The sequence below is a fragment of the Pseudomonas sp. LBUM1641 genome (genome assembly GCF_059716235.1).
Genome location: NZ_CP166815.1, coordinates 5,718,161 through 5,744,115, shown reverse-complemented (window position 1 = coordinate 5,744,115; position 25,955 = coordinate 5,718,161). Strand labels below are relative to the sequence as shown.

Below are 25,955 nucleotides of genomic sequence, written 5' to 3'. Positions count from 1 at the left end.
TCCGATTATCCGGCAAGCGAGGAGGGGGTACTAGCTGAAACCGCCCCATGGCCGAGACCATGGGGCGGTTCGCAGTCTTTACTTGATGCGCTGACCCGGCTTGGCGCCGCTGTCCGGGCTCAACAGGTAGATCTCTTCACCGCCAGGGCCGGCCGCCATCACCATGCCTTCGGAGATGCCGAATTTCATTTTCCGTGGCTTGAGGTTGGCGATCATCATGGTCAGGCGACCATCGAGCTTGGACGGATCCGGATAGGCGCTCTTGATCCCGGAAAACACGTTGCGTTGCTCGTCACCGATGTCCAGGGTGAGGCGCAGCAGCTTGTCGGCACCTTCCACAGCTTCGGCCTTGATGATCAGCGCGACCCGCAGGTCCACTGCGGCAAATGCGTCGAAGTCGATTTCTGGCGACAGCGGATCTTTCGCCAGTTCGCCATTGCCGGCAGGCGCCGTTTCTCCGGTATCGGTCTTGCTGGCCTCGAGGTCTTCTTTGGACGCGTCGCTCATGGCCTGGACTTTTACCGGGTCGATACGGGTCATCAGCGGCTTGAACTCATTCAACTGATGGTTGCTGAGCAAGGTCGCGTGGTCGTTCCAGGTCAGTGGCGGCACGTTGAGGAACGCCTCGGCGTCGGCCGCCAGCAGTGGCAGTACCGGCTTGAGGAAGATCACCAACTGGCGGAACAGGTTGACGCCCGTGGCGCAGATGGCCTGGACTTCAGCCTGCTTGCCTTCCTGCTTGTTCAGCGACCACGGCGCCTTGTCGGCGATCCAGGCGTTGGCACGGTCGGCCAGGCCCATGATCTCGCGCATGGCGCGGGCAAAGTCGCGGGCTTCATAGGCATCGGCGATGCTTGGGGCAGCGGCCAGGAACGCATCGGTCAGCTCCGGCGCGGCGTTTTCCGCCACCAGCACACCGGCGTTGCCCTTGTGGATAAACCCGGCGCAACGGCTGGCGATGTTGACGACTTTGCCCACCAGGTCCGAGTTGACCTTTTGTACGAAGTCTTCCAGGTTCAGGTCCAGGTCGTCGACGCCACGGCCCAGTTTGGACGCGTAGTAGTAGCGCAGGTATTCCGGCGACAGGTGGTCCAGGTAGGTGCGCGCCTTGATAAAGGTGCCACGGGACTTGGACATCTTCTGGCCATTGACCGTCAGGTAGCCGTGAACCGCGATGCCGGTCGGCTTGCGGTAGCCCGAACCTTCGAGCATCGCCGGCCAGAACAGCGCGTGGAAGTTGACGATGTCCTTGCCGATGAAGTGATACAGCTCGGCAGTGGAGTCCTTGGCCCAGAACGCGTCGAAGTCCAGCTCCGGCGTACGGTCGCACAGGTTCTTGAAGCTGGCCATGTAGCCAATCGGCGCGTCCAGCCACACATAGAAGTATTTGCCTGGCTCGCCCGGGATCTCAAAACCGAAGTACGGCGCATCGCGGGAGATGTCCCACTGCTGCAGGCCGGCGTCCAGCCATTCGGCGATCTTGTTCGCCACGGCGTCCTGCAGAGTGCCGCTGCGGGTCCAGGTTTGCAGCATTTGCTGGAAATCCGGGAGCTTGAAGAAGAAGTGCTGGGAATCCTTGAGCACCGGGGTGGCGCCAGAGATGGCCGACTTCGGATCCTTCAGGTCGGTGGGCGCGTAAGTGGCGCCGCATTTTTCGCAGTTGTCGCCGTACTGGTCCTCAGTGCCGCATTTCGGGCAAGTGCCCTTGATGAAGCGGTCGGCCAGGAACATTTTCTTTTCCGGGTCGAAATACTGGGTGATCGAACGCGTGGCAATGTGCCCGGCGTCCTTCAGACGCAGGTAGATCTGGCTCGACAGCTCGCGGTTTTCTTCGGAGTGGGTCGAGTGGAAGTTGTCGAAATCCACCAGGAACTCGGCAAAGTCGGCGCTGTGTTCAGCCTGGACATTGGCGATCAGTTGTTCCGGGGTGATGCCTTCCTTCTCGGCGCGCAACATGATGGCCGAACCGTGGGCGTCGTCCGCGCAGACATAAATGCATTGATTGCCGCGATGCTTCTGGAAGCGCACCCACATATCGGTCTGGATGTACTCAAGCATATGGCCAAGGTGGATAGAACCATTGGCATAGGGCAGGGCGCTGGTGACGAGGATCTTGCGTGGCTCGGACATGGGGCTCGGCTACTTGATGAAACGGAGGTCGGCCACTATAAAGCGCCGGGAAATTTATTTCACCCCGTGCGGCTGTTTCAGGATTTTCCCGACGGCCGAAAGCGTGCCGCTAAGACGCTGGAACGGTTAGGATAGCCGCCTGTTTTAGTCAGTCTTTTTCGGGAGTAGCCCATGAGCGCCGTCAATCGCGCAGCGGTGGAAGCCGTTCTTCGCCAATACACCGACCCCTACCTGAACCAGGATCCGGTCAGCGCCGGGTGCGTACGCGCCATCGACGTGCAGGGTGACAAGGTTTCGGTCCAGCTTGAGCTGGGCTATGCCGCCGGGCTGTTCAAGAGCGGCTGGGCGCAGATGCTGCAAATGGCCATTGAAGGCCTGGACGGCGTCTGCTCGGCCAAGGTCGACATCCAGTGCGTGATCGCCCCGCACAAGGCCCAGGCGCAGATCCCAGGCCTGGCCAACGTCAAGAACGTGGTGGCCGTGGCCTCCGGCAAGGGCGGCGTGGGCAAGTCCACCACCGCCGCCAACCTGGCCTTGGCTCTGGCCCGTGAAGGCGCGCGCGTCGGCATTCTCGACGCAGACATCTATGGCCCGAGCCAGGGCGTGATGTTCGGTATTGCCGAAGGCACCCGGCCGAAGATCAAGGACCAGAAATGGTTCGTGCCGATCGAGTCCCATGGCGTGGAAGTGATGTCCATGGCCTTCCTGACCGACGACAACACGCCGATGGTCTGGCGCGGCCCGATGGTTTCCGGCGCGTTGCTGCAACTGGTCACCCAGACCGACTGGGGCAACCTGGACTACCTGGTGATCGATATGCCACCAGGCACAGGCGATATCCAGTTGACCCTGGCGCAGAAAGTCCCGGTGGCCGGCGCGGTGATCGTCACCACGCCGCAGGACCTGGCGCTGCTGGATGCTCGCAAGGGCGTGGAGATGTTCCGCAAGGTCAACATTCCGGTACTGGGCGTTGTGGAAAACATGGCGGTGCACATCTGCTCCAACTGCGGCCATGCCGAGCACCTGTTCGGTGAAGGCGGCGGCGAGAAGCTGGCGACCCAGTACGGCGTTGAACTGCTGGCGTCGTTGCCGCTGTCCATGGGGATTCGTGAGCAGGCTGATGGTGGCAAGCCGACCGTGGCTGCTGAACCGGATGGCCAGATTGCCATGGTCTACCAGGAACTGGCTCGCCACGTAGGGGCGCGGATCGTACTTCAGGAAGCCGGGGCCCAGGCGATGCCGACGATCACTGTCAGCGACGACTGATCCACCTGATGGGAAAGAAGCCTCGACGGTGTCGGGGCTTTTTCTTGCCTGGCGAACTTTCAGGGCCCGCTCGTTACCCTTTTACGTAATTGCTGGTGTAAGCATTCACTTACTTTCTCGTAAGTGTTTGGGTTTTTTCGCCGGTGCGGACGTCTTGAATTGATTGCCTGTATTTATATCTTATTGAAATATAACAATTATTTTTTATTGATCGAGCGCGCAAATATATAGTTCCGCGATTTGGATCCCGTTGAACTTCCGCGGGAACTCTCTAAGATCAGCCCTGTGTCCACGGATTGACACAGTCATCACGGAACGATGACTCAGGGAACCTCGCAGGATGCGATTCATCAGGATGATGAAAAGGAACACAGGGACTAGGGAAAAAATGTGGGCGGGTCATACCGCCCCTTTTTTTTGCCTATAGAAAAGTGAAACCCGCCCCGCAGAAATGCAAAAAGGCCCGCAAGGGGCCTTTTAGAGGGCTTCGACGCTATCAGCGCTCGAGGTCTGCAATCTTGCCTTTCTTGCCATCCCATTCCGCCGCATCCGGCATCGGGTCTTTGCGCTCAGTGATATTCGGCCAGATTTCCGCCAGCTCAACGTTCAACTGAATAAATTCCTGCATTTCTGCCGGGACTTCGTCCTCGGAGAAAATCGCGACGGCCGGGCATTCTGGCTCACACAGGGCGCAGTCAATGCACTCGTCCGGGTGGATGACCAGGAAGTTCGGGCCTTCGTAGAAGCAGTCCACCGGACACACTTCTACGCAGTCGGTGTACTTGCACTTGATGCAGTTGTCGGTGACGACGAAGGTCATTTCTAATTCTCTCCTCAGGCGGCGGCAGCGAAACCCCTTGTGGCAGGGCTCGCGAGGTTCGGGAGCGATAGTCTGCAGGCCAGGCTAAAAGCCCGCAGCATCCCAAACCGCGCGAGAGTCTACCAGCTTGCACGCGTCTGCGTTATATCCGAGTCTTCAGTGCATATAACATTTCGAGCGCTTTTCGCGGGGTCAAGTCGTCCAAGTCAAGCTTAGCCAACTCATCCAGTACCGGATGAGGCAGGCTGGCGAACATGTCGCTCTGGTGTGGCGCACTGGGTTTGTTGCTGGCTTTGGCTGGGCTGGCCACGGGAACTTCGTGGGGCAGTGCGGTTTCTTCCAGGCGGCTCAGGTGTTCGCGGGCGCGAGTGATCACCTCACTTGGCACGCCCGCCAGTTGCGCCACGGCCAGGCCGTAACTCTGGCTCGCCGGCCCTGGCAGCACATGGTGCAGGAACACGATGCGCTCGTTGTGCTCGGTGGCATTGAGGTGCACGTTGGCCACCAGCGGCTCGTTTTCCGGCAGCACGGTCAGCTCGAAGTAGTGCGTCGCGAACAGCGTATATGCCCGCAGGTGTGCCAATCGCTCGGCCGCCGCCCAGGCCAGGGACAGGCCGTCAAAGGTGCTGGTGCCGCGGCCCACTTCGTCCATCAGCACCAGGCTGCGTTCGGTGGCGTTGTGCAGGATGTTGGCGGTTTCGCTCATTTCCACCATAAAGGTCGAACGGCCACCGGCCAGGTCATCGCTGGAGCCGATCCGGGTGAAGATGCGGTCCACCAGGGACAGCTCGCAACTGGCCGCCGGCACGAAGCTGCCGATATGCGCCAGCAGCACAATCAATGCGGTCTGACGCATGTAGGTGGATTTACCGCCCATGTTCGGACCGGTGATCACCAGCATGCGAGTATCGTCGTCCAGGGACAGATCGTTGGCGACGAACGGCGTGGTCAGAACCTGCTCCACCACCGGGTGGCGACCTTGCACGATCCGCATGCACGGCTCGCTGACAAATCGCGGGCAGTTCAGGTCAAGGTTCAGGGCTCGCTCGGCCAGGTTGCTCAGTACATCCAGCTCGGCCAGGGCGGCGGCGGTGTCCTGCAACGGCGCCAGCTTGTCGATCAAGCTTTCGAGCAAGGCTTCGTAGAGCATTTTCTCCCGAGCCAGGGCGCGGCTTTTGGCCGACAGCGCCTTGTCTTCGAACTCTTTAAGCTCCGGGGTGATAAAGCGCTCGGCACCCTTGAGGGTCTGGCGACGCTGGTAATCGATCGGCGCCTGCTCGGCCTGCTTGCTTGGCAACTCGATAAAGTAGCCGTGCACGCGGTTGTAGCCGACTTTCAGGTTGGCCAGGCCCGTGCGGGCTTTTTCGCGGGCTTCCAGGTCGATCAGGAACTGCCCGGCGTTCTCGCTCAGGGACTGCAGTTCGTCCAGCTCGGTGTCGTAACCGGTCTTCAACACGCCACCGTCACGGATGATCGCGGGCGGGTTGTCGATGATGGCTTTTTCCAGCAGCGCCGCCAGTTCCGGGTAGGTGCTGGTGGTGACGGCAAGCTGCTGCAGGTGCGGTGCTTCCAGCTCGGTCATCGCTGCCTGCAGTTGCGGCAGGGCGCCGAGGGCATCCCGCAGGCGTGCCAGGTCGCGGGGCCGTGCATTACGCAGACCGATTCGCGCCAGGATCCGCTCGATATCACCGATTTCCTTGAGCTGCGGTTGCAGTTTTTCAAACCGGTATTGATCCAGCAGGCACGTAATAGAAGTTTGACGGGCTTGCAACACGGTCAAATCCCGCAGCGGACGGTTCAACCAGCGGGTCAGCAAGCGGCTGCCCATGGCGGTCTGGCAACGGTCGACCACCGATTGCAAGGTGTTGTCGCGCCCGCCAGCCAGGTTGGTATCCAGTTCCAGGTTGCGACGGCTGGCGCCATCCAGCACCACGGTGTCGTCGAGGCGTTCATGACGCAGGCTGCGCAAATGCGGCAGGGCCGTGCGCTGGGTTTCCTTGGCATAGCTGAGCAGGCAACCGGCGGCGCCGATAGCGAGGGTCAGGGTTTCGCAGCCAAAACCCTTGAGGTCTTGCACGGAGAATTGCTGGCATAGGCTTTTCAGCGCCGAATCACGCTCGAAATCCCACGGCGCGCGACGCTTGGTCCCACGACGACGTTCCGCCGGCAGATCCTTTGGCCAGTCATCCGGAATCATCAACTCCACCGGGTTTACGCGCTCCAGTTCCGCCAGCAGGTTTTCCCAGCCTTTGATCTCCAGCACCGTAAAGTTGCCGCTGGTGATATCCAGCACCGCCAGGCCGAACAGCCGCTCATCCCCAAGCACCGCCGCGATCAGATTGTCGCGACGCTCATCCAGCAGCGCCTCATCACTCACCGTACCCGGCGTAATAATGCGCACTACCTGACGTTCAACCGGGCCCTTGCTGGTGGCCGGGTCGCCGATCTGCTCACAGATCACCACCGACTCGCCCAGCTTCACCAGCTTGACCAGGTAACCTTCCAACGAATGATAAGGAATCCCGCACATCGGAATCGCCTGCCCGGCCGACTGCCCGCGCGCGGTCAGGGTGATGTCCAGCAACTTGGCGGCCTTCTTCGCGTCTTCATAGAAGATCTCGTAGAAGTCGCCCATGCGGTAGAACATCAACTGATCAGGGTGCTGGTTTTTCAGGCGCCAGTACTGCTGCATCATCGGGGTGTGGGAGGACAGATCGGAAGTGTTTTTACTCATTGGATAGTTAGCAAATTCGTTGAAAGTGATGGGGCAAAGGGGGCGCTTGGCCCAGCATTTTTTGCAATGGGCGCAAGGTTAACACGCGAGGTCGGGGCTTCGCAGTGCACAAACGGTCAGGTAAAACTCATCAATCAATGCATTAAATATGCAAATTAGCATTTGCCAAGCATCAAAAGTGCCTGCACTATCCGCGTTATGCAAAAACGCAACGTTTCTATCGTCTTAAGAGAGCTGCTGGACCGCGACCGGATCTCCCCCACGGAGCTTCACCGGCGTACCGGCGTGCCTCAATCCACATTGTCCCGGATCCTCAGCGGCAAGATCGTTGATCCGTCGGACAAGCACATCTCACGCATCGCCGATTACTTTCAGGTCAGCACCGATCAGTTGCGCGGGCGCGCAGGGCTGGTGCCGGCGCGGTCGGACGAGCGTGACCCGATGCATTCGGAACTCAAGGACATAAGCCTGTGGGACGACGACACGCCCGTTAATGATGACGAGGTGTCGATCCCCTTTCTGCGCGAGGTTGAATTGGCTGCTGGATCAGGAAGATTCGTCATCGAGGAAAGCGAGAAGGCCAGCCTGCGATTCGGCAAGCGCAGCCTGCGGCATAACGGTGTGCAGTTCGACCAGGCCAAGTGCGTCACGGTGCGTGGCAACAGTATGCTGCCGGTGCTGCGTGACGGCGCGACCGTCGGCGTCAACGCCGGCAAGTGCGGGATTGGTGACATCGTCGACGGCGACCTGTATGCCATCAATCACAACGGCCAACTGCGGGTGAAACAGCTCTACCGCCTGCCTTCGGGGATTCGCCTGCGCAGCTTCAACCGCGATGAACACCCGGATGAGGACTACAGCTTCCAGGATATCCAGGAAGAGCAGATCAGCATCCTCGGTCACGTCTTCTGGTGGGGCATGTACGCCCGCTAAACCTCCTGCGTAAGACTAAGCCCGCCAATGAGCGGGTTTTTTTTCGCCGGTGCAAAACCACCAAACCCTTTGCCCATAAGGCCGTGAATGCATCTATGCATATGAATGGTAAAAATAAATGCATTTGTGCATTGACTGTATATGCATACATGCATATTCTTCATCTCAAGCCAGCCAAGAAGGCCTGGTGGAGGCGGCAAGGATGCTGCCAAGGAAGACAAGGACGTTACGCAACACCGGCAAGGACGCCATCGAAGCGATGGCACGGATGCCAGGCAACACCGGCAAGGATGCCGACGCTCTTTAGTTTCAAACCGCTTCAAGAACAGGCAGCGATGAACCGGCCTTAACGGTTCAGAGGGTTGGCAACTGGCCCGGGTGTGCAGCGTAAAGCACCATAAGCAGTTATCCGGCAGACAGGGATCGTGGTCGGAAAAACATTGAGGAAAGAACCGTACCGCGCCAGTAGCGCCGAAAGTTCGAGGAAATCATTACTGAAAAGCCCGGGCAACCGGGCTTTTTGGAATGCCTACCTATAAATGGAATTACCCAAAACCCGGCACTGCGCCGGTAATGCTCAGCCAGGAGGCGTGACATGACAAACGAGCAGCAAGCGTTAGCGGAAATGCCTATCTGGCTAGTGATCGCACTGGCCCTGATCGGCGGTGTATCCGGAGAAATGTGGCGTGCCGACAAGGAGGGCGCCCGTGGTTGGTCGCTGGTGCGGCGCCTGGCCCTGCGTTCCGGGGCGTGCATGGTGTGCGGGGTGTCAGCCCTGATGCTGTGCTACGCCGCCGGCATGTCGATCTGGACGGCCGGCGCCATTGGTTGCCTGACCGCCATGGCCGGCGCCGACGTGGCCATCGGCCTTTATGAACGCTGGGCGGCCAAGCGCATCGGCGTCAACGAAGGCCCAGGCCGGGACCCGCAGTAACCGTTGCAAGGACGCGACTTAAATGACACTCATCGAAAAACCCTCCCAACTGCCCCAGGCCATCAACGAGGCGCTGCGCATTGCCTTTCCGGATCTGAAGGTCGGCAATCATCAGGACTTCCAGGGTGCTGCGGATAACACCGGCGTGTTGATCACCGTCGAAGGCAATGGCCCGGGCATTCGCTCCCGCGAAGGGCGCAAAGCCCACGCCCTGGGGATTTCACTCAAGGCCATGGTTGCCCCGGGTGCCTTGCCCTTTGATGCCTGCGACCTGGCCAGCCAACTGATGGACCTGGTGTTGGATAACCGCTGGAACCTGCCGCAGGAGCAGTGCGACCTGCCGACCAATATCGTCGCTGCGCCCTCAATACGTACCACCGCAGAAACGGACTACGACACCTGGACCGTCAGTTTCACCCAAACCCTCTATATCGGACCGCCGCTGCTCAACGATCCCACAGGCCAACCGCTGTTCGCCTGCACTTGGGAAGTCTCGAACATCGACGACCCCGACCAATACAAGCCGCTGGCGGAGTAGCCCATGTTCGACGCGCTGTTACGCATGCAACTGGGACCGATCGTCGAACGACTGGCAGAAATGGAGAGCCAGCTCGAAGACCTGTATCGACGCGCCGAAAGTTTTTGCCGCATCGGCGTGTGCCAGGAGGTCGACGCGGCCAGCAATACCTGCAAGGTCAGCCACGGTGAACTGCTCACGCCGGCGATCCGCTTTTTCAACCCCAGCGCCGGTGCGCAGACGGAAACCCGCATCCCGTCAGTGGGCGAGCAATGCTTGCTGCTCAACTACGGCGGCGGGGAGGGCGGGGCACAATCGGTGGCGTTGTTCGGCTTGAACAGCGACCGTTTTCCGCCGGTATCCAGCGTTCCGACACTGACCCGGCGCCGCCATCAAGACGGCACACAAAGCGACTACGACGACGCCAGCCACACCTTCAACTGGGTCAACGGCCCGACTACGTTCACCGGTTCCCGTGAGCAGGTAGACGTCAAGGTCGGCGCCGCCAGCCTGACGATGAGCGCCGAGGCCATCACGCTGCAAGTTGGCGGTACAAGCCTGTTGCTGGACGCCGGCGGTGCGCACTTCAGCGGCCCGGTGGTGGACCACCAAGGTCGAGTCATCAGCCCCTGATAAGGACATCCCATGATCGGAATCGATAGAAACACCGGGGCGGCGGTCGATGACTGGCTGCAATTCGTCCAGCGCGCCACCCGAGCGCTGACGACGCCCTTGGGCACTCGCCAGAAGCGTCCGCTGTACGGCTCGATGATCCCGCAACTGCTCGGGCAAAACCTCGGCGATGACCTGCTGATTCTCGCCCAGAGCCATGCCGCCCAGGCGTTCTACAACCCGCAGAACGGCATCGCCGACTTCGAACCGCAAGTCATCGTCGCCAACCGCCAGGGCGCCGGCCTGTTGCTGCGCTTCGCCGGCACCTGGAAAAACCGCAAACAAACCTTCGAGGTGGTGACATGAGCATGCTGATACCCGGCCAGAACCAGTTGGCTGAGCCAGCGATCATTGCCGTCGATGAATTCGAGCCGCTGTTGGCGGAGTTCAAGGCGTTTGTCGTTGATTACGTCGCGACTCGTGCGCCGGAAAACGCCGCCAAGCTCAAGGTCAGCCTGGAGAACGAAAGCGAGCTGCTGACGTTGGCGCTGGAAGCGTTTTGCGTTCGGTTGCAAACCCACGAGCGCAAATACAACGCCCGCATCAAGCAGATGCTGGCGTGGTGGGCCACCGGTAGCAACCTCGATGCACGCCTGGCGGACATGGGCCTGGAGCGCCAGGTGCTTGATCCCGGTGACCCAGCGGCTTTCCCGCCAGTGCCGCCGACGTTGGAGAGCGACGACGACGCCCGCCTGCGTTATTACCTGGCGCCACACGCTCCCGCGGCAGGCTCGCGGATGCAGTATCGCCGGGAGGTTTTCACCCTCGGTGAGCGTCCATCGGTGAAAGTGCAAAGTGCTACGCCGGGTGTGGTGACGGTCACTTATACCTTCGATCCGGACGGCTACGCGGCGCGGATCAAGGATGGCAACGGCCGTCGCACCGCGCCCGGCGAAGTGATGGTCACCGTCCTGTCCCGAGACGGGGATGGCACACCCTCTGCGGATCTACTCGACGGTGTACGCCGGCACTTCGCCCGGCCTGATGTGCGACCGGAAACGGATCTCGTCTCGGTGCAGGGCGCACAAATCCTGCGTTACAAAATCCGCGTGGTGGCAAAGATCAACGCCGGCCCGGACTCCGGGCTCACTCAAGTCGCCGCCCAGAAACTGCTGCAAGACTATGCAGAGTCTTGCCACTGCCTGGAAGGGCGGGTGGACCCGAGCTGGATCGACTACGCCATCCACTCGGCTGGCGCTGCGCAACTGCAAATTCTTGAGCCGCTGGAGCCGATCATCACCACGGCATTCCAGGCCCCGTATTGCACGGGTGTCGAGGTGGAGGTGCGCACGCTATGAACGAGACAAAAGGCAGCTTGCTGCCCGCCAACAGTTCGCCGTTGGAGAAGGCACTGGACCTGGGTTTCGGGCAGTTGCTCGACCGGGTCACGCCGCCATTTCCCGCCTTGATGAACCCGCTGCAAACCCCGGTTGAATTCCTTCCCTACCTTGCCGCTGATCGCGGCGTCAGTGAATGGGATGCCGCTGCCAGCGAGTCGGAGAAGCGGCTCACCGTGGCCTTGTCCTGGCAGATCCAGCGTCAGGCCGGCACGCCCAAGGCGCTGAGCTACGCGGTTGAATCACTGGGTTTCACCCCGAACATCAGCGCCTGGTATCAACAGCGGCCAACAGGTCTGCCCTACACCTTTGATGTGCAGGCAATCATCGGTCGCAGTTGGTCCAGTGGTGATCACAACCGTTTGATCCGCCGCATCAACGCGGCCAAGAGCGAGCGGGACTTGGCCACCATCACCATCGTGCACGAGACGGCCGGTGGGCTGGCGATGAGCGGTGTTGCTCATGCTGCGCTTTGCGACAGTGAGATTTCTCTTGCGGGGGCGCTGCCTGAACTGGTGCTTGGCGCCCGACTTCACAGTACTGGGGTGGCCCGGTACTACACCATTAACGATTACGACCTCAGGGCGCAGCCATGACAGAAGATATTACGCGCCTGGTGCGCTTCACCTCCAAAGGTTTAGGTGAAGTGTTGCAGGCAAAAAACCAGGGTTTGAAAGGTGAAATTACCCATATAGGCGCGGGGACTGGCCGTTATAACCCCGACGGCAGTGAGATTGCCTTGCGGGATGAACGCCAGCGGGTAGCAATTGCCGATTACGAAGACCTGGGTAACCAACAACTCAGAATGGCCGCGCTTTTTGACGGCGAGGCTGAGTATGAGATTGGAGAGTTTGGGTTTTATCTGGCCAGCGGGACCTTGCTGGCAATTTATTCCGTTGCCGGGAAACTGCTCACCTACAAAGCGGCCGCGGCCCGTGTATTGCAGAAGTTCACGCTGGACCTAACACCATTGCCGGTCGATAGTGTCACGGTAATAGTGGGTATGGAAAATCTTAATATTTTAATTGCAGAAGAACTGGCCGCTGTGGCTACAGCCAATATTGATAATATGGCTCGCCATCTAGGGGTTTTGTTTCGTGTAATGAAGTTGGAAGATGCTAGGGTCGCGAATTAGATATTGGGCTGGCCTCTTTAGTTATGGTTATTTACCGGTGCTGAGTGGTCTGAGAATGACAAAGTAAAGGAGCTTCTATTTTGAGTACGGAAACGCAGATAGCCAACTTGGTTCAGGCCTCCAATAACCTGACCACCGCCGTAAATGGCAAGATTGGCGATATTGATAAACGAATGGATCAAGCCCGCGCGGAATTTGATCAGTATCGTGCACTTAAAGATGTAGTCGGAGAGCCCGGTGCCCCCGGGACATTGTTGATGAGTGTCTTCCAAGGGCTGATATGGGGTACGGGAGCGCCTTATGACGTCGGTGCTTCCGGCGGTATGACAGCGACGGATCTTGGATCCTCGATGGAGGTTTATGCCCACTTCAAGTTGCCATTCTCCATCAATACGGATGACCAGATGTTCTGGCTCAATATTCGTGGTTATAGTTATGGCAGTTCGTTGGTGTTGGACGAGACATTTGCGGGGTATGTGTATGCACCTCAGCGTGCGGTCATAAATCAATCTTGCTTTGGAAAGTTTGCACCCGCTATTTATGCCGATACGGCTGGTAATGCAATCTGCCGGATTAAAATTCCCAATGTGTATGTGACATCGTTGCGAATTGACACTATGCAGATTGGTCGCTATCGCGCGATAAAAGTTGGTGAGATCAAGTCGAAACTTTCCCTTTCCCCTACGGTGGTTTTCTAATGACTGAAGCACTTATTACGCTGATGCCATCTCATATTCCCAGCAAAGAAGGTCTTGAGTGTTTGGAGTGGTCTTCCATTCGTGTCCGTCGCGATCAACTGTTGAGAGAAACCGACCATACCCAAGTGCAGGACAGCCCTCTGAGTGACACTCAGCGTGCCGAAGTCGCTGCTTACCGCAAACTGTTGCGGGATGTCCCGCAAGATGTAGGCGATCCCTTCACAGTTGTATGGCCAGAAAAACCTGGCTTTCTCAAGTAACGATATCCACCGCGAAAGCGGTTTTTTTTCGCCCGCCCAAAGCCCCTCTCGCAGGGGCTTTGGCATTTTCCACCCGGAGAATTCCACTCATGTTTAACCGCCAAACCTACACCGTCCTCATCCCATTCCCCACCGGCAACGGCCACTGGTCTACCGCCGGCGAGGAACTCGACCTGCTGGACGTCGAAGCATCCGCCCTGCGCACCGCCGGCCGCCTGGAACTCACCAGCGTCCTCAACTCCACCCCCAAGAAGGCTGAATAACCATGGCTGAGGTTTTGAACTTCGAGCACAACGGCATCACCGTGAATGCCACTGAATCCCCCGAGGCCATGGGTGGCCTGGGCGATAACGTCATCGGCCTGGTGGGCACCGCCCCCAACGCCCATGCGTCGATCCCGAAAAACGCCCCGTTCCGTATCAACAGCTTCACCACCCAGGCGCTGCTGGACCCTACCGGCGCTGAAACCGGCACGCTGTTCCACGCCGTGTACCAGATCCTCAAAGTGGTCAAGGTGCCGGTCTACGTAGTGATCGTCGACGAGGGCACCACCCCGGCCGACACCATCAATAACGTAATCGGCGGTGAAGAGCCGGTTACCGGCCGCAAACTGGGCCTGGCTGCTCTGGCCAGCGTCCCTGAAGACCTGACCATCATCGGTGCTCCAGGCTTCACCGGCACCAAGGCCGTGGCCGGCGAATTCGCCTCCTTCGGCAAACGCATCAAGGCCCGTGTGGTGCTTGACGGCAAGGACGCAACCGTCGCCGACCAGGTGACCTACAGCGGCGAACTGGGCGGTGCCGACCTCGGTTTCGACCGTTGCCTGCTGGTGCACAACATGCCGTCGGTGTACTCCAAGGCCGCGAAGAAAAACGTGTTCCTGGCGCCGTCGTCCCTCGCCATCGCTGCACTGGCCAAGGTCAAGCAGTGGGAAAGCCCGGGCAATCAGGTGACCTTCGCCGAAGACGTTTCCCGCGTGGTTGAGTACAACATCCTCGACACCTCCACCGAAGGCGACCTGCTTAACCGCTACGGCGTGAGCTACTACGCCCGCACCATCCTCGGCGGTTTCTCGCTGCTGGGTAACCGTTCCATCACCGGCAAGTTCATCAGCTACGTGGGCCTGGAAGATGCGATCAGCCGCAAGCTGGTCAAGGCCGGCCAGAAAGCCATGGCCAAGAACCTCACCAAGTCATTCATGGACCAGGAGGTCAAGCGCATCAACGACTGGCTGCAAACCCTGGTAGCCGACGAAACCATTCCTGGCGGCAGCGTGTACCTGCACCCGGAATTGAACAGTGTCGAGAAGTACAAGAACGGCACCTGGTTCATCGTCATCGACTACGGCCGCTACGCGCCGAACGAACACATGATTTATCAACTCAACGCCCGCGATGAAATCATCGAGCAGTTCCTGGAGGACGTTCTCTAATGTTTACCAACCGAATCAGACAGGCCATGGCGGCCACCCTCCAAGGCCTGCCGCTGTCGGCGACGGTCACCTCGTTCGCACCGCCGAAGATCGACTTCGACATGGAACAGATGACCGGCGGACGTTTCATCGCCGAAGAAATGGCCAAGAGCGCCAAAGTGCTCAGCGCCACATTGGAGCTGCAAGGCGCGGGTCCGGAAATCATGCTTGCCCTGGGTGTGCGCCTGGGCGACGACATTTTGCTGAACGTGCGCGAAGCCGGCCAGGACCAGGATGGCAAGACTTACTTCACCTACCACACCATCGGCGGCAAGCTGAAAACGCTGACCGAGACAACGCTGAAGATGGGCGAAAAACCCGCCATCACCCTGGAGTTCTCCTGCCGCACCTACAACCGCCTGGAAAACGGCATCCCGGTAATCGACATCGACGTACGCACCCAGAAGTTCGTGCTCAACGGCGTCGACATCCTCGGTGATGCCCGTCGCGCGGTGCTGATGCCGTAAGCCCCCGGGAGCGGGTTTTCCCGCTCCCAAACTTCATCAAGGAATTGATTCATGGCCTGGATGCCTCCACTGCATATCCTCCTGTCCCCGATCACCGCCGACAGTGGCGCGAGGATCGAGCAGATTCAACTCAAACCGCTGTTCTATGCCGCGCAAAAAGACGCGCTGGCCCGGGCCGGTGACGATGAGGACGACCAGTTTTTCGAACTGGCGAAACTCGCCACCGGCCTGTCGGAAAAAGAGCTCGACCAGCTCAAACGCCCGGACTACGTGAGCATCGCGCAATACGTGCATGACATGTCGACCCGCCCGGCCTCGTTCTTCCTGGACGAGTCCCGCACGCCTGGCGACTCAAGCACCACCGAACAGGTGAATCTGCTGCTGCCGCTGAACGCAGCGGGCCGAACCCTGACCGATGTGACCCTGGAAATGCCCGCGCTGCGTGCCACCAAGGCGATGAAAAAACTCGCCACCAACAAGGAGCGCGCCGAGTTCATCACTGCTCACTGCAGCGGCCTGATGATCCCGGATCTCGCCGACCTCACCGTGCCCGACTGGACCGAACTACAAGGGCGTATCGACGATTTTTTAAACAAACCGGCGGACTTCTTTCGGAGCGCGACATCGAAGTAATTCTCGACATCGTGCCGCTCATTTACTCGGTAAATGAAGCGGAAATCCTGGACTGGGACGCCGGAAAAGCATTGCGCCGCTACGACATCGCGATCACTCGCCTTGGCGTCAAACAGGAGTAGAGCGGATGGCAGACAGGAAATTTGGATTGAAGTCGCTCATCGCCAGGGATGGCGAAGCGACTTACGGCTCGCTTGAAACGGCCGGGGCAGGCGCCAGCATCCAGCCCATCGCGCCGATGCTTGCAGGCCCGTCTTTGCTTGATGCCGTACCCAGGGACATGCCGGGCCTGGAACTGGCAAATGTCGGTGTGCAACTGGCGCAACTGGTCACGGGGCAGGCCCGGCTCATTGACACGTTGGAGAGGTTCAACGGCTCATTGCTCGATGTGATGGGGGCCCTGCAGGCCGGCAAAGGCAATAGCACGAGCGGCGCCTCATCCGATCCAGCCAAACCCTCGCAGGCGCTGGAAACGGCGATGACCGACCTGCATGAAGTGGTGGGGTTTGCCGGGCGTGAACGCACGCAACTGCGTGAGGCCAACCTGGCCATGGCGTCCGACCCAATGGTTGCCGCCAGTGGCGCAAGTGCTGTCGATCTAGCCAGGGTCGAGCAGGTAGGTGCCCGGTCCGGCGTCGGCAAGGACCTAAAAACTCGCCAGGCTGATTTGCTGCAGTTCGCCCGCGATTCCGCGATCATCGCCGCTGCCTTTCAGACCGATATCAAGACGGCCGGCGAGATGATGGGCGGCTGGCGTGGGTCGATGAAGCTGGATCGCCCGCAGGCGCTGGATCTGGCTGACGCCACCAACGTGCTGGGCTCCCACGCTTCGCTCAAGGCCGATGCGGTGGATATCGGTACGATTGTGCGTCAGAGCACGGCCGCGAGAATGTCGGGCATGCGCCCCGAACAGGTCGCGGCGTTCTCGGCGGCGTTGCTCACGGCCGGTAACAACCGGGCGTCTGCCGGGCTTGCGGTGGAAAAAGTCGGCACCGCGCTGGCCAAGGGTGACGGTGCCTCCGAGGGGCAGCGCGCTGCCTGGGCAGAGCTCAAGCTTGACCCGAAGCTGCTTGCGGCAGGCATGAAGCAGGACGCACCGCACACAGTGCTGACGGTCCTCGAAGCGCTCAAGGCGCAGCCCCAGGAAAGGCAGGCGGCACTGGCCACTCAGTTGTTCGACGGTAACCGCTCGATTCTGAGCCTGGTGCCGGTGATCGACACGGTGAAGCAGGCCTTCACGGCGGTGGCCGACAAGTCGACTTACGCGACTTCGGTCCTGGGCGACCAGGGCTCGGTCATGCGTTCGGCTACCGGTCGGGCAGACTCCACCAAAGCGCATGAACAGGCCTTCCAGGCCAGTACCACCCGCCTGGAAACAGCCTCCGATACAGCGATTGCGCCCCTGAAAAACGGCGCGCTGACGGTGCTGACCTCAGTGGTCAACGGCTTGGGCTGGCTGGCTGAATCGCTGCCCAAAGCCACGGCCGCCCTCGCATTGGCCGCCGTGGTGATGGTACCGCTGGCGAAGAAGCTTGGCGGTACTGTTGTGGACAAGGTCTTCGACAAGGTCGCCGGGAAAGTCCTGGGTGAGGGTGGCGCGCCCCGCGATGCAGGCGGCAACAAGTCCGACCCGTCCGGGAGCAAAGGGAGGTCACAAGGCAACGACACACGCCAGGTTGACCGCACTCCAGGCAAAAATCCAGGCCCGGATGCGCCCACGAAAACCGACAGAGCCAGCCGAATCGCGAGACGCGGATCGTTGGCGGTGGTGGTGGCGGACGCTGGTATCAATCTCATCAAGGGCGCGAACAACGGCACTCTGAAAGAGTCCGTTGGCGCCAGTGTGGGATCGATAGGCGGTGGCGTCGCGGGCGGTTTGGCCGGCGAGGTAGCAGGGCTGGCCATTGGGCGTGCCGTTGGCACGCTCGCAGGGGCGGCGCTGGGTTCGATTATTCCGGGCGCCGGCACAGTGTTGGGCGGTGTGATCGGCGGCTTTGCCGGTGGTGCAATTGGCAAGGTGGTGGGCGGTGTTGTCGGCACTTTCGTCGGCAGCGACGTCGGTGCCAGCCTCGGCGAGAAAGTCATGAGCAGCGACGACCGTCTCCCTCCACCCGAACAGGTCAGCCAAAGCCTTCCCAACGCTCAAACAGACAACCGCCAAATCAACTTCGCCCCGCAGATCAACATCACCGCCCCCGAGCAGGCCAGTTACCAAGCGCTGGCGGCGCTCGTCGTGCAACAGATCGAGGCGCAGTTCACGCCGCTCTCGATGGATAACCTGCTGGCGACGCGACGCGACGCGGCACTCACCGATGGAGCAGTCTGATGCGACAACAAATGGTGTTGGGCAGCTTTATTTTCGGGCTGTCGCGCGGGTTCGCCTATGCGACCCTCGACCGTAAGAGTAGCGGTGGCTGGGTCGCGCTGGACATCATTGCCGGCAAACCCAAGTCCAGCCAGACCGGCCAGGCCCTCGAAACATTGACCTTTGCCGGCAAGGCGGCGCGTGGCATTGGCATGGCCAGGCTCGACGAGCTGCGCGACTTGCAGGTCTTGCGTACACCGCTGCCGTTAGTGGACGGTATTGGCCGTAACTGGGGGCTGTGGACGATCAATTCGGTGGACGAGAAACAAGCCAACGTGATCGACGACGGCACGGCCATGCTGATCAATTGGACGTTGGTACTGGAGGAGTTCGTCAATGCGTAGAGTCCGAAGTATTGCCGGTGACTCAGTCAACCTGCTGCTCTACCGCGAAATGGGTCGCAGTGACGACGCCGCTGAGGAAGCACTGTGGCACCTCAACCCGGACCTCGCGGAACACGGGGCGGTATTGCCGGCCGGCATCGGTGTGATCGTGCCGGAACTGGACGCGCGCCCTGTCGCAAAAAAGCCGGTTTCGGTTTGGGATTAAGGAGGAACCATGGCACTTGGATTCACACCGATGGTGGAAATTTACGGGACCAATGCCGCGCTGCTCAACGAGCGATTATTGGAGTGGGAACACACCGATGCCGCAGGCTTCGTCTCCGACCAGCTCAAGCTGACCCTTGATATCGAAGGGCTTGAGGGCTTGCCCCGCCTGGGAGGGAGGATCGGCCTGCGGGTCGGTTATCTCGAAACCGGCCTGGAGGACAAGGGGTTGTTCAAGATTACCCAACGCACCCCGTACCTGTTCCCCATGCGCCTGGTGCTGGTGGCCACGGCAGCGCCGTTCGACCACGACGAATTCAAACAGCGCCGCACAGCCAGCCATGGGCCGACCACCCTGGGCGCACTGTTCCGCCAACTGACCACACGTTATGGATTCTCACCCAGGGTCGCGCCGGATCTGGACGCTGAAAAGATCGCTCACATCGACCAGACCAACGAAAGCGACATGAGCTTTCTGACCCGGCTTGCCAAGCGTTTTGATGCGGTGGCCAAGCCTGTCGAAGAACTGTACGTGTTGGGCCGTAAAGGCCAGCTCACCTCGTTGTCGGGCAAGCCGCTGCAAGAAGTGCGGCTGTCGGTCACCCGTGATAACCGTCCGGGCGACCACGGGTTTATCAGCGCCAGTTTTACCGAGACCAGCCGGGCCAAGTTCGAAGGGGCCCAAGCGTCCTGGTGGGATGCTGCTAGCTGCAAGAAGCGTGAGGTGGAGGTGGGCGGCGCGCCGTTCAAGGTGCTTGCTCAGCGCTACCAGAGCGAAGACGAAGCCAGGACGGCGGCCGAGGGCGAGATGCGCCGGGTTGGCCGTGAAGGCCTGCAGATCAATGTGATATGCCCCGGCAACCCGGCAACCCGGCGCTCCAGGCCGAAGGGCTGCTGATGCTGGATGAAACCTGGCCCGGCTTCATGCAGGGGCGCTGGTCCATCGACACGCTGACGGCCATCGGCAAACGCAAGGAAAGCTACCGATGCAGGATCAAGGCGACCGGGCTGTCATCACCTGAATGACGCGCTCGATCGGTCCCCTCTACCCACCCGCTTCGGCGGGTTTTTTATTGCCTGGTGAGGCGCCATGAAGATCACCCCTCTGGTCAGTCACCTGCGGGATCACTGCCCATCGTTCAACCAACACATCCGCGCCGGCCTCGACCTCGACGCGCTGCAAAACCTGCCAGTGCTCGACGCGCCCCAGGCGGTCGTCACGCCGATCTGCGACAAGGCCAGCCCTAACACTACGCAAAACAGCAGCCGCCAAACCCTGCGCGAGCATTTTGGCGTGGTGCTGGTGCTGGATTTGCCGGAAGGCCAGCACGCCCAGGCGATGGACCAACTGCATGCCCTGCGCGCCGAGGTCTGGCGGGCGCTGGTGGGCTACAAGCCCGAGGGGTTCTACGAGCCTATCCAGTACGACGCCGGCGAATGGCTGTTGCTCAGCAAGGTTCGCGGGTTGTACCGGCTGCGGTTTTTTCTTGAGAGCCAGTTGGGACGCAACCTCAGCACACAGCCAGCGGAAACCTGGCTCGAGCTTGAGCTGGACGCTCTGCCGTCCTTCAGCGGGGTGACGGTGCGGGTCGATGCCATCGACCCGGCCGACCCCAATCTGCAACGCCCAGGCCCCGACGGGCGCCTGGAAATGACGTTTTCTGCCGAGGTAAAACCATGAGCAAACGCATCACCGTACTGCCGGTTTCCGGCCGTGCCGTACCTGACCCGGAGGCGGGCGATCTGTTGCCGGCCGAAGGCCGCGAAGTCCCGGACAACGCCTGGTGGCGTCGACGTCTGGCCGATGGCGACATCACAACCAAAGCCGTCAAGGCGGCAAAACCACAGGGAGCCAAATAATGGCGATTGGATTCAGTCATATTCCGGCGGACATTCGTGTGCCGCTGTTCTACGCCGAGATGGACAATTCGGCAGCCAATAGTGCGTCGTCGGCCCTGCGTCGGCTGATCGTGGCCCAGGTCAACGACAACGTCACCAGCCCGGAAGTCGGCAGCCTGGTGCTGGTATCGAGCGCGGCCATGGCCAAACGTATCGGTGGCCAGGGTTCGATGCTGGCATCGATGTACGAGACGTTCCGCAAGAGTGACCCGGTGGGCGAGATCTGGTGCCTGCCGCTGCACAGTACCGAAGGCAGCGCGGCCAAGGCCGAGCTCAAGCTGACCGGCACCGCGACCCAAGGTGGCATTCTCAACCTGTACGTCGGCGGCACCCGCGTTCAAGCGACCGTGATCAATGGCGCGACCGCTGCCGTTGCCGCCACCGCTCTGGCGCTGAAAATCAACGCCAGTGCCGACCTGCCGGTCAGTGCGGTAGCCGCCGATGGCACCGTCACCCTGACCGCCAAATGGACCGGTGACAGCGGCAACGACATCAGTTTGCAGCTCAACCGCCTGGGCCAGAGCAACGGTGAACAAATCCCCGACGGCCTGACCGCCGTGCTTGGCAAAATGGCGGCGGGTGCCGGTGTACCGGACCAACTCGCGGCGCTGGCTGCGCTGGGCGACGAGCCGTTTGAATTCATCTGCATGCCCTGGGCCGACACTACCAGCCTCAACGCCTGGCAAGCGGTGATGGATGACAACAGCGGTCGCTGGTCCTGGGCCAAGCAACTGTTCGGTCACGTCTACACCGCCAAGCGCGGCACCATCGGCACCCTGGTGGCTGCCGGGCAAGGGCGTAACGACCAGCACGTGACCATCCAGGCCATGGAGCCGGGCGTACCGCAACCGTTCTGGGTTCAGGCAGCAGCCTTGGCTGCACGCACGGCAGTATTTATCTCCGCCGATGCCAGCCGTCCGACCCAAAGCGGCAGCCTGCCAGGCCTCGACCCGGCCGACGCCAGCGAGCGCTTCACCCTGACCGAGCGCCAATCGCTGCTCAACTACGGCATCGCCACCGCTTACTACGAAGGCGGTTACGTGCGCATTCAGCGGGCGATCACCACCTACCAGAAGAACGCTTTCGGCCAGGCGGACAACTCCTACCTGGACAGCGAAACCCTGCACCAGTCGGCCTTTATCGTGCGCCGTCTGCAGAAGAGTGTGATCACCAGCAAGTACGGGCGCCACAAACTCGCCGCAGACGGTACGCGTTTTGGCGCCGGCCAGCCGATCGTCACCCCGAGCACTATCCGCGGTGAGCTGATCGCCCAGTACGCCAAGCTGGAACTGGAAGGTCATGTGGAGAACGCCGAGCTGTTCGCCGAGCACCTGATCGTCGAGCGCGATAGCCAGGACCCGAGCCGGGTCAACGTGCTGTTCCCGCCGGATTACGTCAACGGGCTGCGGGTGTTTGCGCTGCTCAACCAGTTCCGTTTGCAGTACGACGCGGCGGTGTAACCCCGCGCTTTTCGCAACTGATTCCAGCCCGCCGAGTGCGGGCTTATTTTTGGGAGAAACATCATGGGTCAACTGATTGCGGGCACCTGCTACGTCAAAGTGGACGGCGCTCAACTGACCATCAACGGCGGCTGCGAAGCACCGTTGATGGCCGTCAAGCGGGAAACCGTGGTGCCGGGTTTCTACAAGGAAACCGACATCACTCCATCGTTCAAAGTCACCGCACTGCACACGCCGGACTTTCCATTGAAGCAACTGATCGCCGGCACCGACATGACCGTCACCTGCGAATTCAACAACGGCAAGGTCTACGTGCTGGCCGGTGCCTACTTGGTGGAAGAGCCAGTGGCCAAGGGCGACGACGCCGTGATCGAGCTGAAATTCGAAGGCATCAAGGGGACCTGGCAATGACCGATACGGTGAAGCTGCAAGTGGCCATCGAGGCCCACGGCGAGCCACTGACCGAACTCACCCTGCGCCGCCCGACGGTGCAGGAGGTGCGGGCGATCAAGGCACTGCCGTACAAGATCGACAAGGGCGAAGACGTGAGTCTCGACCTCGACGTGGCCGCCAAGTACATCGCGGTGTGCGCAGGCATTCCGCCGTCGTCGGTCAACCAGCTCGACCTGGTGGACTTCAACGCGCTGAGCTGGGCCGTCGCCGGTTTTTTCATGAGTGCGGCGCAGGCTCCGTCGCCGAGCTGATTGCGGTGGCCTACGACCTGGCCTGGTTCTGGAAGGTTGACCCCGAACAGATGCTGGCCAGGCCTTTGGATACGCTCCGGGAATCCCTGGAGCATGCGCAACGGATCAATGCGATGCAGCAGGTGCAGTGATGGCAGAAGCTCAGAAAGTAGAAAGTACCGCCGTGCGCCTGACCGGAATCGACCAGCTGTCGCCCAAGCTCGCTGCGCTGCAGGCCACGGTCGGGCGCTTCAGGCAGAACCTGGAACAGACGGGCCTCGGCAAGCTGGATATCGCCGGTTTGGTGAAGGGCGGCGGGCTGGCGGCACCGTTTGTCAGCGGTATCAAATCGGCGTTGGCATTCAAGGGGCAGGTTGGCGAGGTCAATGCTGCTGTGGGTCAAGGGGTTGCTGAATCGGCAGCGCAAGGGCTGGAGAATTTCAACGCCTCGTTGGACAAGGTATCAGTGGCTTTCGGTACGGCGCTGTTGCCAGCCGTCACGGCGGTGGTGGTCGGGCTGGAGCCGTTGCTGACCTCGGTGGCCCGAGTGCTTAGCGAGAATCCGCAACTGGTGCAGGGCCTCGCAGCGGGAGCGGTGGCGTTTACCGCTATTCAAGCGGCTGTCACCGGCGTGTCCCAAGCGCTGGGGCTGATGCAACTGGTGCTCAGCGCCAACCCGATAGTGTTGGTGGCCGTGGGCATTGCCGTGGCGGCGGGATTGATCGTCGCCAACTGGAAGCCGATTTCGGCGTTTTTTGTCGGGCTCGGCGAGCGGGTCATGGCGGCGATTGGAACCCTGGGCGCGCTTTTTCAGACGGTCTTTGCGTTTCGTCCGCTGGAACAGGTGATGCGCTTGTGGGGGCCGATCACAGGTTTTTTTGCAGGGTTGTGGACGTCGCTGAAGGTGATGGCGCAGCCGCTGATCGGCTTTTTCACCACACTGTTTTCCTGGTCGCCAATGGGTTTGATCGTCAACAACTGGACGCCGTTGAGCGGTTTTTTTGCGGCTCTCTGGGACTTGCTCAAGGCACTGAGCGTGCCGGTGGTCGAGTTCATGAAAAGCCTGTTCAGTTGGTCACCCCAAGGGCAAATCATTGCCAACTGGGGCGTGATCAGTGAGATGTTTGCGGCGATCTGGAGTGACTTCAAGCTCACCGCGCTGGCGGCTTTTACCATCGTCAGCAGTTACTTCGATTGGTCGCCTCTGGACAAGATCTCTGCCGTCTGGGGTAGCGTCAGCGCAGCATTTGCCTCGATCTGGAGCGATCTCAAGTTGCAGGCCCAGGACGCCTTTGTGGTGTTGAGTGGCCTGTTCGACGACTGGCATCCGATGGAGCAACTTGAAGCCATGTGGGCACCGGTGCTGAGCTGGTTCACCGCGCTGTCGGAGAAGCTTGCAGTGATCACCGCGCCGATTCGCGAGTTGTTCAACGGTGGGCTGGGTGAAGTGATCAACCAGGCGACCGGCAGTGTGCTGGAGTTGACCACCGAGCAACAGGAACGCAATGCCGAAAGCGCGCGTAACCCATCATGGTTCCGCAAGGGTCCTGGCTTGGTATCACCGCTGGCGTCCAGCTCCAGTTCGTTGCTGCAACAAACCGCTGCCAACAACCGCACGCAACTCAATGGCGACTTGCGGGTGAGCTTTGACAACGCACCGTCCGGCCTGCGGGTCGACCAGCCCAGAACCAACCAGCCCGGCCTGAGCGTCACCCCACGTGTCGGCTACCGTTCCCTGTCCCTTGGAGGCTCCAATGAGCTGGCGTGATCGTTTGTTGCCGGCGTCGTTTCGTGGCGTCGGGTTTTGGGTCGACCAGGCGAAAGTCCCGGTTGGCAAGAAGGGCCAGTTGCACGAATACCCTCAGCGCGACCTGCCGTTTTTTGAAGGGCTGGGCCAACAGTCCAGGGTGCATGAGCTGACGGCATTTGTAGTGGGCGAGGACTGCCTGGAGCAACGCGACAAGTTGCTCAAGGCCCTGGAGGAAGGCGCTGGCGAGCTGGTGCACCCTTGGCTTGGACGGTTGCAGGTCAAGGTCGGCGAATGCGAGATGACCCAGACTCGCCAGGACGGCGGGCTGGTGACATTTGCCCTGAAGTTCTATCCCGACGAACCCTTGAAGTTTCCCACTGCGGCGGTCAATACCCGCCAGCTGTTGCTGGTGTCAGCCGACAGTTTGCTGGGGTCGGCGGTGCTGCGTTTTGAGCAGGCCGTCGCACTGGTGAAACAGGCACGGGTGGGGATCCAGGCGTTGCGCAATGGCCTGGCCGAGGTTTACCAAGTGATTGAACAGCAGTTTGCCCCGCTGATTCAGTTGTATGGCGACCTGAACGCCTTGGTCAAAGCCATCAAGGATGTGCCCAAGCAATTGAGCGCCGAATTCAAGGGCTTGCTCGGCGATGTGAAGGACCTCAAGGCGTTCGCCCGCAGCGGCTATCGCGGCATGCTGGCCAACCTTTCGCAGCAGGTGGAAGCGGCTCGGACTATCGACGTGCCGAAGCTGACCACCGGCAAGGACAGCATGGCCGCCGCGCAGGCCACCGCCAATCTGGTACAGGATGCGTTGTGGGTGAACATCGCCCATTGGCTGGCGGACGTACCGGTGGCGACCAAGGCTGTGACCCTCAGTACCACGCCATCCCTGGCGCAACAGGCGGCACAGCCGGTGCAGCGCCGTGAAGTGCCGGTGGCCGACGATGTGCTGGTGCTGCGTGACCTTCTGAACGAAGCCATGTGGCAAGCCGCATTGAAGGCCGACGCCGGGCACTACATTGCGCTGAATGACTTGCGCCAACAGATGTTCACGCATCTGACGGCGGTGGCTTCGTCCGGTGTGCGACTGGTCAACCTGACGCCAATGCGCAGCATGCCCGCCTTGCTGTTGGCGTATCAGCGTTTCGGTGACGCGACTCGAGTGGGCGAGGTGGTGCAGCGCAATCGGGTGGCCCATCCGGGCTTTCTGCCACCGGCGGATCTGCAAGTGGTCAGGGAGTAA

The 25,955-nt window shown here is 60.6% G+C and carries 29 protein-coding genes and 1 pseudogene; 27 read left to right on the top strand and 3 right to left on the bottom strand.

Features of this window, described 5'->3' with window-relative positions; all coding sequences use genetic code 11:
• Positions 1-78: 78 nt before the first annotated feature.
• On the bottom strand, positions 79-2,130 hold the full coding sequence (metG, locus tag ACA046_RS26470) for a methionine--tRNA ligase (protein WP_076015413.1): 2,052 nt from the start codon (positions 2,128-2,130) through the stop codon (positions 79-81).
• Between the two features lie 171 nt (positions 2,131-2,301).
• Here metG and apbC point away from each other — a divergent pair, with 171 nt between their 5' ends.
• Positions 2,302-3,396 carry an iron-sulfur cluster carrier protein ApbC gene (gene apbC / locus ACA046_RS26465; protein ID WP_497675279.1) on the top strand — a complete coding sequence of 365 codons (1,095 nt, stop codon included), beginning with the start codon at positions 2,302-2,304 and terminating at the stop codon, positions 3,394-3,396.
• Between the two features lie 496 nt (positions 3,397-3,892).
• On the opposite strand, the gene fdxA is transcribed toward apbC, so the two are convergent.
• The gene (gene fdxA, locus ACA046_RS26460; RefSeq protein ID WP_003208688.1) at positions 3,893-4,216 is read right to left on the bottom strand and encodes a ferredoxin FdxA; all 324 of its coding nucleotides are present in this window, start codon (positions 4,214-4,216) and stop codon (positions 3,893-3,895) included.
• Between the two features lie 142 nt (positions 4,217-4,358).
• Positions 4,359-6,950: a DNA mismatch repair protein MutS gene (mutS, locus tag ACA046_RS26455; protein WP_167663496.1), complete on the bottom strand. Its 2,592-nt coding sequence runs from the start codon at positions 6,948-6,950 to the stop codon at positions 4,359-4,361.
• 198 nt (positions 6,951-7,148) lie between these two features.
• Here mutS and ACA046_RS26450 point away from each other — a divergent pair, with 198 nt between their 5' ends.
• The 26 genes and pseudogenes from ACA046_RS26450 to ACA046_RS26325 all read left to right on the top strand — a co-directional run bounded on the left by ACA046_RS26450 (position 7,149) and on the right by ACA046_RS26325 (position 25,955).
• A complete protein-coding gene (locus ACA046_RS26450; protein WP_497675278.1) occupies positions 7,149-7,883 on the top strand; it encodes a LexA family transcriptional regulator in 735 nt (244 codons plus the stop codon).
• A gap of 595 nt (positions 7,884-8,478) precedes the next feature.
• A complete protein-coding gene (locus ACA046_RS26445; RefSeq protein ID WP_017480135.1) occupies positions 8,479-8,817 on the top strand; it encodes a phage holin family protein in 339 nt (112 codons plus the stop codon).
• Between the two features lie 22 nt (positions 8,818-8,839).
• Positions 8,840-9,355 carry a hypothetical protein gene (locus ACA046_RS26440; protein ID WP_497675277.1) on the top strand — a complete coding sequence of 172 codons (516 nt, stop codon included), beginning with the start codon at positions 8,840-8,842 and terminating at the stop codon, positions 9,353-9,355.
• A 3-nt stretch (positions 9,356-9,358) separates the two neighbouring features.
• Entirely contained in the window at positions 9,359-9,967 is a 609-nt protein-coding gene (locus tag ACA046_RS26435) for a phage baseplate assembly protein V (RefSeq protein WP_093205524.1), read from the top strand.
• Between the two features lie 12 nt (positions 9,968-9,979).
• A complete protein-coding gene (locus ACA046_RS26430; RefSeq protein WP_010170122.1) occupies positions 9,980-10,312 on the top strand; it encodes a phage baseplate protein in 333 nt (110 codons plus the stop codon).
• Complete coding sequence (locus tag ACA046_RS26425) at positions 10,309-11,304, top strand: baseplate J/gp47 family protein (protein WP_497675276.1); 996 nt, start codon at positions 10,309-10,311, stop codon at positions 11,302-11,304. The genes ACA046_RS26430 and ACA046_RS26425 overlap by 4 nt, the downstream gene beginning before the upstream one ends.
• Positions 11,301-11,939 (top strand): phage tail protein I, encoded by a 639-nt coding sequence (locus ACA046_RS26420; RefSeq protein ID WP_258347622.1) that lies wholly within the window; start codon positions 11,301-11,303, stop codon positions 11,937-11,939. Before ACA046_RS26425 ends, ACA046_RS26420 begins: the two co-directional genes overlap by 4 nt.
• Positions 11,936-12,478 carry a hypothetical protein gene (locus ACA046_RS26415; protein ID WP_497675275.1) on the top strand — a complete coding sequence of 181 codons (543 nt, stop codon included), beginning with the start codon at positions 11,936-11,938 and terminating at the stop codon, positions 12,476-12,478. Before ACA046_RS26420 ends, ACA046_RS26415 begins: the two co-directional genes overlap by 4 nt.
• Before the next feature lie 80 nt (positions 12,479-12,558).
• Complete coding sequence (locus ACA046_RS26410; RefSeq protein ID WP_497675274.1) at positions 12,559-13,176, top strand: hypothetical protein; 618 nt, start codon at positions 12,559-12,561, stop codon at positions 13,174-13,176.
• Positions 13,176-13,436, top strand: coding sequence for a tail fiber assembly protein (locus ACA046_RS26405; protein WP_497675273.1), 261 nt, complete (start codon positions 13,176-13,178; stop codon positions 13,434-13,436). Before ACA046_RS26410 ends, ACA046_RS26405 begins: the two co-directional genes overlap by 1 nt.
• An 89-nt stretch (positions 13,437-13,525) precedes the next feature.
• On the top strand, positions 13,526-13,699 hold the full coding sequence (locus tag ACA046_RS26400; protein WP_459023489.1) for a hypothetical protein: 174 nt from the start codon (positions 13,526-13,528) through the stop codon (positions 13,697-13,699).
• 2 nt (positions 13,700-13,701) lie between these two features.
• Positions 13,702-14,868: a phage tail sheath protein gene (locus tag ACA046_RS26395; protein ID WP_003208663.1), complete on the top strand. Its 1,167-nt coding sequence runs from the start codon at positions 13,702-13,704 to the stop codon at positions 14,866-14,868.
• Positions 14,868-15,374 carry a phage major tail tube protein gene (locus tag ACA046_RS26390; RefSeq protein WP_459023486.1) on the top strand — a complete coding sequence of 169 codons (507 nt, stop codon included), beginning with the start codon at positions 14,868-14,870 and terminating at the stop codon, positions 15,372-15,374. The genes ACA046_RS26395 and ACA046_RS26390 overlap by 1 nt, the downstream gene beginning before the upstream one ends.
• 51 nt (positions 15,375-15,425) lie before the next feature.
• Positions 15,426-16,007 carry a phage tail assembly protein gene (locus ACA046_RS26385; RefSeq protein WP_497675272.1) on the top strand — a complete coding sequence of 194 codons (582 nt, stop codon included), beginning with the start codon at positions 15,426-15,428 and terminating at the stop codon, positions 16,005-16,007.
• A gap of 127 nt (positions 16,008-16,134) precedes the next feature.
• A complete protein-coding gene (locus ACA046_RS26380) occupies positions 16,135-18,333 on the top strand; it encodes a phage tail tape measure protein (RefSeq protein ID WP_497675271.1) in 2,199 nt (732 codons plus the stop codon).
• Complete coding sequence (locus ACA046_RS26375) at positions 18,333-18,716, top strand: phage tail protein (protein WP_497675270.1); 384 nt, start codon at positions 18,333-18,335, stop codon at positions 18,714-18,716. Before ACA046_RS26380 ends, ACA046_RS26375 begins: the two co-directional genes overlap by 1 nt.
• Positions 18,709-18,921 carry a tail protein X gene (locus tag ACA046_RS26370; protein WP_497675269.1) on the top strand — a complete coding sequence of 71 codons (213 nt, stop codon included), beginning with the start codon at positions 18,709-18,711 and terminating at the stop codon, positions 18,919-18,921. The genes ACA046_RS26375 and ACA046_RS26370 overlap by 8 nt, the downstream gene beginning before the upstream one ends.
• Before the next feature lie 9 nt (positions 18,922-18,930).
• Positions 18,931-19,946: pseudogene (locus ACA046_RS26365) on the top strand (phage late control D family protein).
• A gap of 64 nt (positions 19,947-20,010) precedes the next feature.
• Positions 20,011-20,601 (top strand): phage tail terminator protein, encoded by a 591-nt coding sequence (locus tag ACA046_RS26360; RefSeq protein WP_497675268.1) that lies wholly within the window; start codon positions 20,011-20,013, stop codon positions 20,599-20,601.
• Positions 20,598-20,780 (top strand): DUF2635 domain-containing protein, encoded by a 183-nt coding sequence (locus tag ACA046_RS26355; protein WP_010170093.1) that lies wholly within the window; start codon positions 20,598-20,600, stop codon positions 20,778-20,780. The genes ACA046_RS26360 and ACA046_RS26355 overlap by 4 nt, the downstream gene beginning before the upstream one ends.
• Positions 20,780-22,279 carry a phage tail sheath subtilisin-like domain-containing protein gene (locus ACA046_RS26350; RefSeq protein ID WP_497675267.1) on the top strand — a complete coding sequence of 500 codons (1,500 nt, stop codon included), beginning with the start codon at positions 20,780-20,782 and terminating at the stop codon, positions 22,277-22,279. Before ACA046_RS26355 ends, ACA046_RS26350 begins: the two co-directional genes overlap by 1 nt.
• Positions 22,280-22,342: 63 nt before the next feature.
• Positions 22,343-22,690 carry a phage tail tube protein gene (locus ACA046_RS26345; RefSeq protein ID WP_010170089.1) on the top strand — a complete coding sequence of 116 codons (348 nt, stop codon included), beginning with the start codon at positions 22,343-22,345 and terminating at the stop codon, positions 22,688-22,690.
• The gene (locus ACA046_RS26340; RefSeq protein ID WP_017480155.1) at positions 22,687-22,983 is read left to right on the top strand and encodes a phage tail assembly protein; all 297 of its coding nucleotides are present in this window, start codon (positions 22,687-22,689) and stop codon (positions 22,981-22,983) included. The genes ACA046_RS26345 and ACA046_RS26340 overlap by 4 nt, the downstream gene beginning before the upstream one ends.
• Positions 22,984-22,988: 5 nt before the next feature.
• Positions 22,989-23,114 carry a hypothetical protein gene (locus tag ACA046_RS26335; RefSeq protein WP_010170085.1) on the top strand — a complete coding sequence of 42 codons (126 nt, stop codon included), beginning with the start codon at positions 22,989-22,991 and terminating at the stop codon, positions 23,112-23,114.
• Complete coding sequence (locus tag ACA046_RS26330; protein WP_497675266.1) at positions 23,114-24,730, top strand: hypothetical protein; 1,617 nt, start codon at positions 23,114-23,116, stop codon at positions 24,728-24,730. The genes ACA046_RS26335 and ACA046_RS26330 overlap by 1 nt, the downstream gene beginning before the upstream one ends.
• A complete protein-coding gene (locus ACA046_RS26325; RefSeq protein WP_497675265.1) occupies positions 24,717-25,955 on the top strand; it encodes a DNA circularization protein in 1,239 nt (412 codons plus the stop codon). The genes ACA046_RS26330 and ACA046_RS26325 overlap by 14 nt, the downstream gene beginning before the upstream one ends.

Bases quoted from the DNA above. Each gene is read 5' to 3' on its own strand.
- metG (WP_076015413.1), bottom strand. From the start codon at position 2,130: ATGTCCGAGCCACGCAAGATCCTCGTCACCAGCGCCCTGCCCTATGCC.
- apbC (WP_497675279.1), top strand. From the start codon at position 2,302: ATGAGCGCCGTCAATCGCGCAGCGGTGGAAGCCGTTCTTCGCCAATAC.
- fdxA (WP_003208688.1), bottom strand. From the start codon at position 4,216: ATGACCTTCGTCGTCACCGACAACTGCATCAAGTGCAAGTACACCGAC.
- mutS (WP_167663496.1), bottom strand. From the start codon at position 6,950: ATGAGTAAAAACACTTCCGATCTGTCCTCCCACACCCCGATGATGCAG.
- ACA046_RS26450 (WP_497675278.1), top strand. From the start codon at position 7,149: ATGCAAAAACGCAACGTTTCTATCGTCTTAAGAGAGCTGCTGGACCGC.
- ACA046_RS26445 (WP_017480135.1), top strand. From the start codon at position 8,479: ATGACAAACGAGCAGCAAGCGTTAGCGGAAATGCCTATCTGGCTAGTG.
- ACA046_RS26440 (WP_497675277.1), top strand. From the start codon at position 8,840: ATGACACTCATCGAAAAACCCTCCCAACTGCCCCAGGCCATCAACGAG.
- ACA046_RS26435 (WP_093205524.1), top strand. From the start codon at position 9,359: ATGTTCGACGCGCTGTTACGCATGCAACTGGGACCGATCGTCGAACGA.
- ACA046_RS26430 (WP_010170122.1), top strand. From the start codon at position 9,980: ATGATCGGAATCGATAGAAACACCGGGGCGGCGGTCGATGACTGGCTG.
- ACA046_RS26425 (WP_497675276.1), top strand. From the start codon at position 10,309: ATGAGCATGCTGATACCCGGCCAGAACCAGTTGGCTGAGCCAGCGATC.
- ACA046_RS26420 (WP_258347622.1), top strand. From the start codon at position 11,301: ATGAACGAGACAAAAGGCAGCTTGCTGCCCGCCAACAGTTCGCCGTTG.
- ACA046_RS26415 (WP_497675275.1), top strand. From the start codon at position 11,936: ATGACAGAAGATATTACGCGCCTGGTGCGCTTCACCTCCAAAGGTTTA.
- ACA046_RS26405 (WP_497675273.1), top strand. From the start codon at position 13,176: ATGACTGAAGCACTTATTACGCTGATGCCATCTCATATTCCCAGCAAA.
- ACA046_RS26400 (WP_459023489.1), top strand. From the start codon at position 13,526: ATGTTTAACCGCCAAACCTACACCGTCCTCATCCCATTCCCCACCGGC.
- ACA046_RS26395 (WP_003208663.1), top strand. From the start codon at position 13,702: ATGGCTGAGGTTTTGAACTTCGAGCACAACGGCATCACCGTGAATGCC.
- ACA046_RS26390 (WP_459023486.1), top strand. From the start codon at position 14,868: ATGTTTACCAACCGAATCAGACAGGCCATGGCGGCCACCCTCCAAGGC.
- ACA046_RS26385 (WP_497675272.1), top strand. From the start codon at position 15,426: ATGGCCTGGATGCCTCCACTGCATATCCTCCTGTCCCCGATCACCGCC.
- ACA046_RS26380 (WP_497675271.1), top strand. From the start codon at position 16,135: ATGGCAGACAGGAAATTTGGATTGAAGTCGCTCATCGCCAGGGATGGC.
- ACA046_RS26375 (WP_497675270.1), top strand. From the start codon at position 18,333: ATGCGACAACAAATGGTGTTGGGCAGCTTTATTTTCGGGCTGTCGCGC.
- ACA046_RS26370 (WP_497675269.1), top strand. From the start codon at position 18,709: ATGCGTAGAGTCCGAAGTATTGCCGGTGACTCAGTCAACCTGCTGCTC.
- ACA046_RS26360 (WP_497675268.1), top strand. From the start codon at position 20,011: ATGAAGATCACCCCTCTGGTCAGTCACCTGCGGGATCACTGCCCATCG.
- ACA046_RS26355 (WP_010170093.1), top strand. From the start codon at position 20,598: ATGAGCAAACGCATCACCGTACTGCCGGTTTCCGGCCGTGCCGTACCT.
- ACA046_RS26350 (WP_497675267.1), top strand. From the start codon at position 20,780: ATGGCGATTGGATTCAGTCATATTCCGGCGGACATTCGTGTGCCGCTG.
- ACA046_RS26345 (WP_010170089.1), top strand. From the start codon at position 22,343: ATGGGTCAACTGATTGCGGGCACCTGCTACGTCAAAGTGGACGGCGCT.
- ACA046_RS26340 (WP_017480155.1), top strand. From the start codon at position 22,687: ATGACCGATACGGTGAAGCTGCAAGTGGCCATCGAGGCCCACGGCGAG.
- ACA046_RS26330 (WP_497675266.1), top strand. From the start codon at position 23,114: ATGGCAGAAGCTCAGAAAGTAGAAAGTACCGCCGTGCGCCTGACCGGA.
- ACA046_RS26325 (WP_497675265.1), top strand. From the start codon at position 24,717: ATGAGCTGGCGTGATCGTTTGTTGCCGGCGTCGTTTCGTGGCGTCGGG.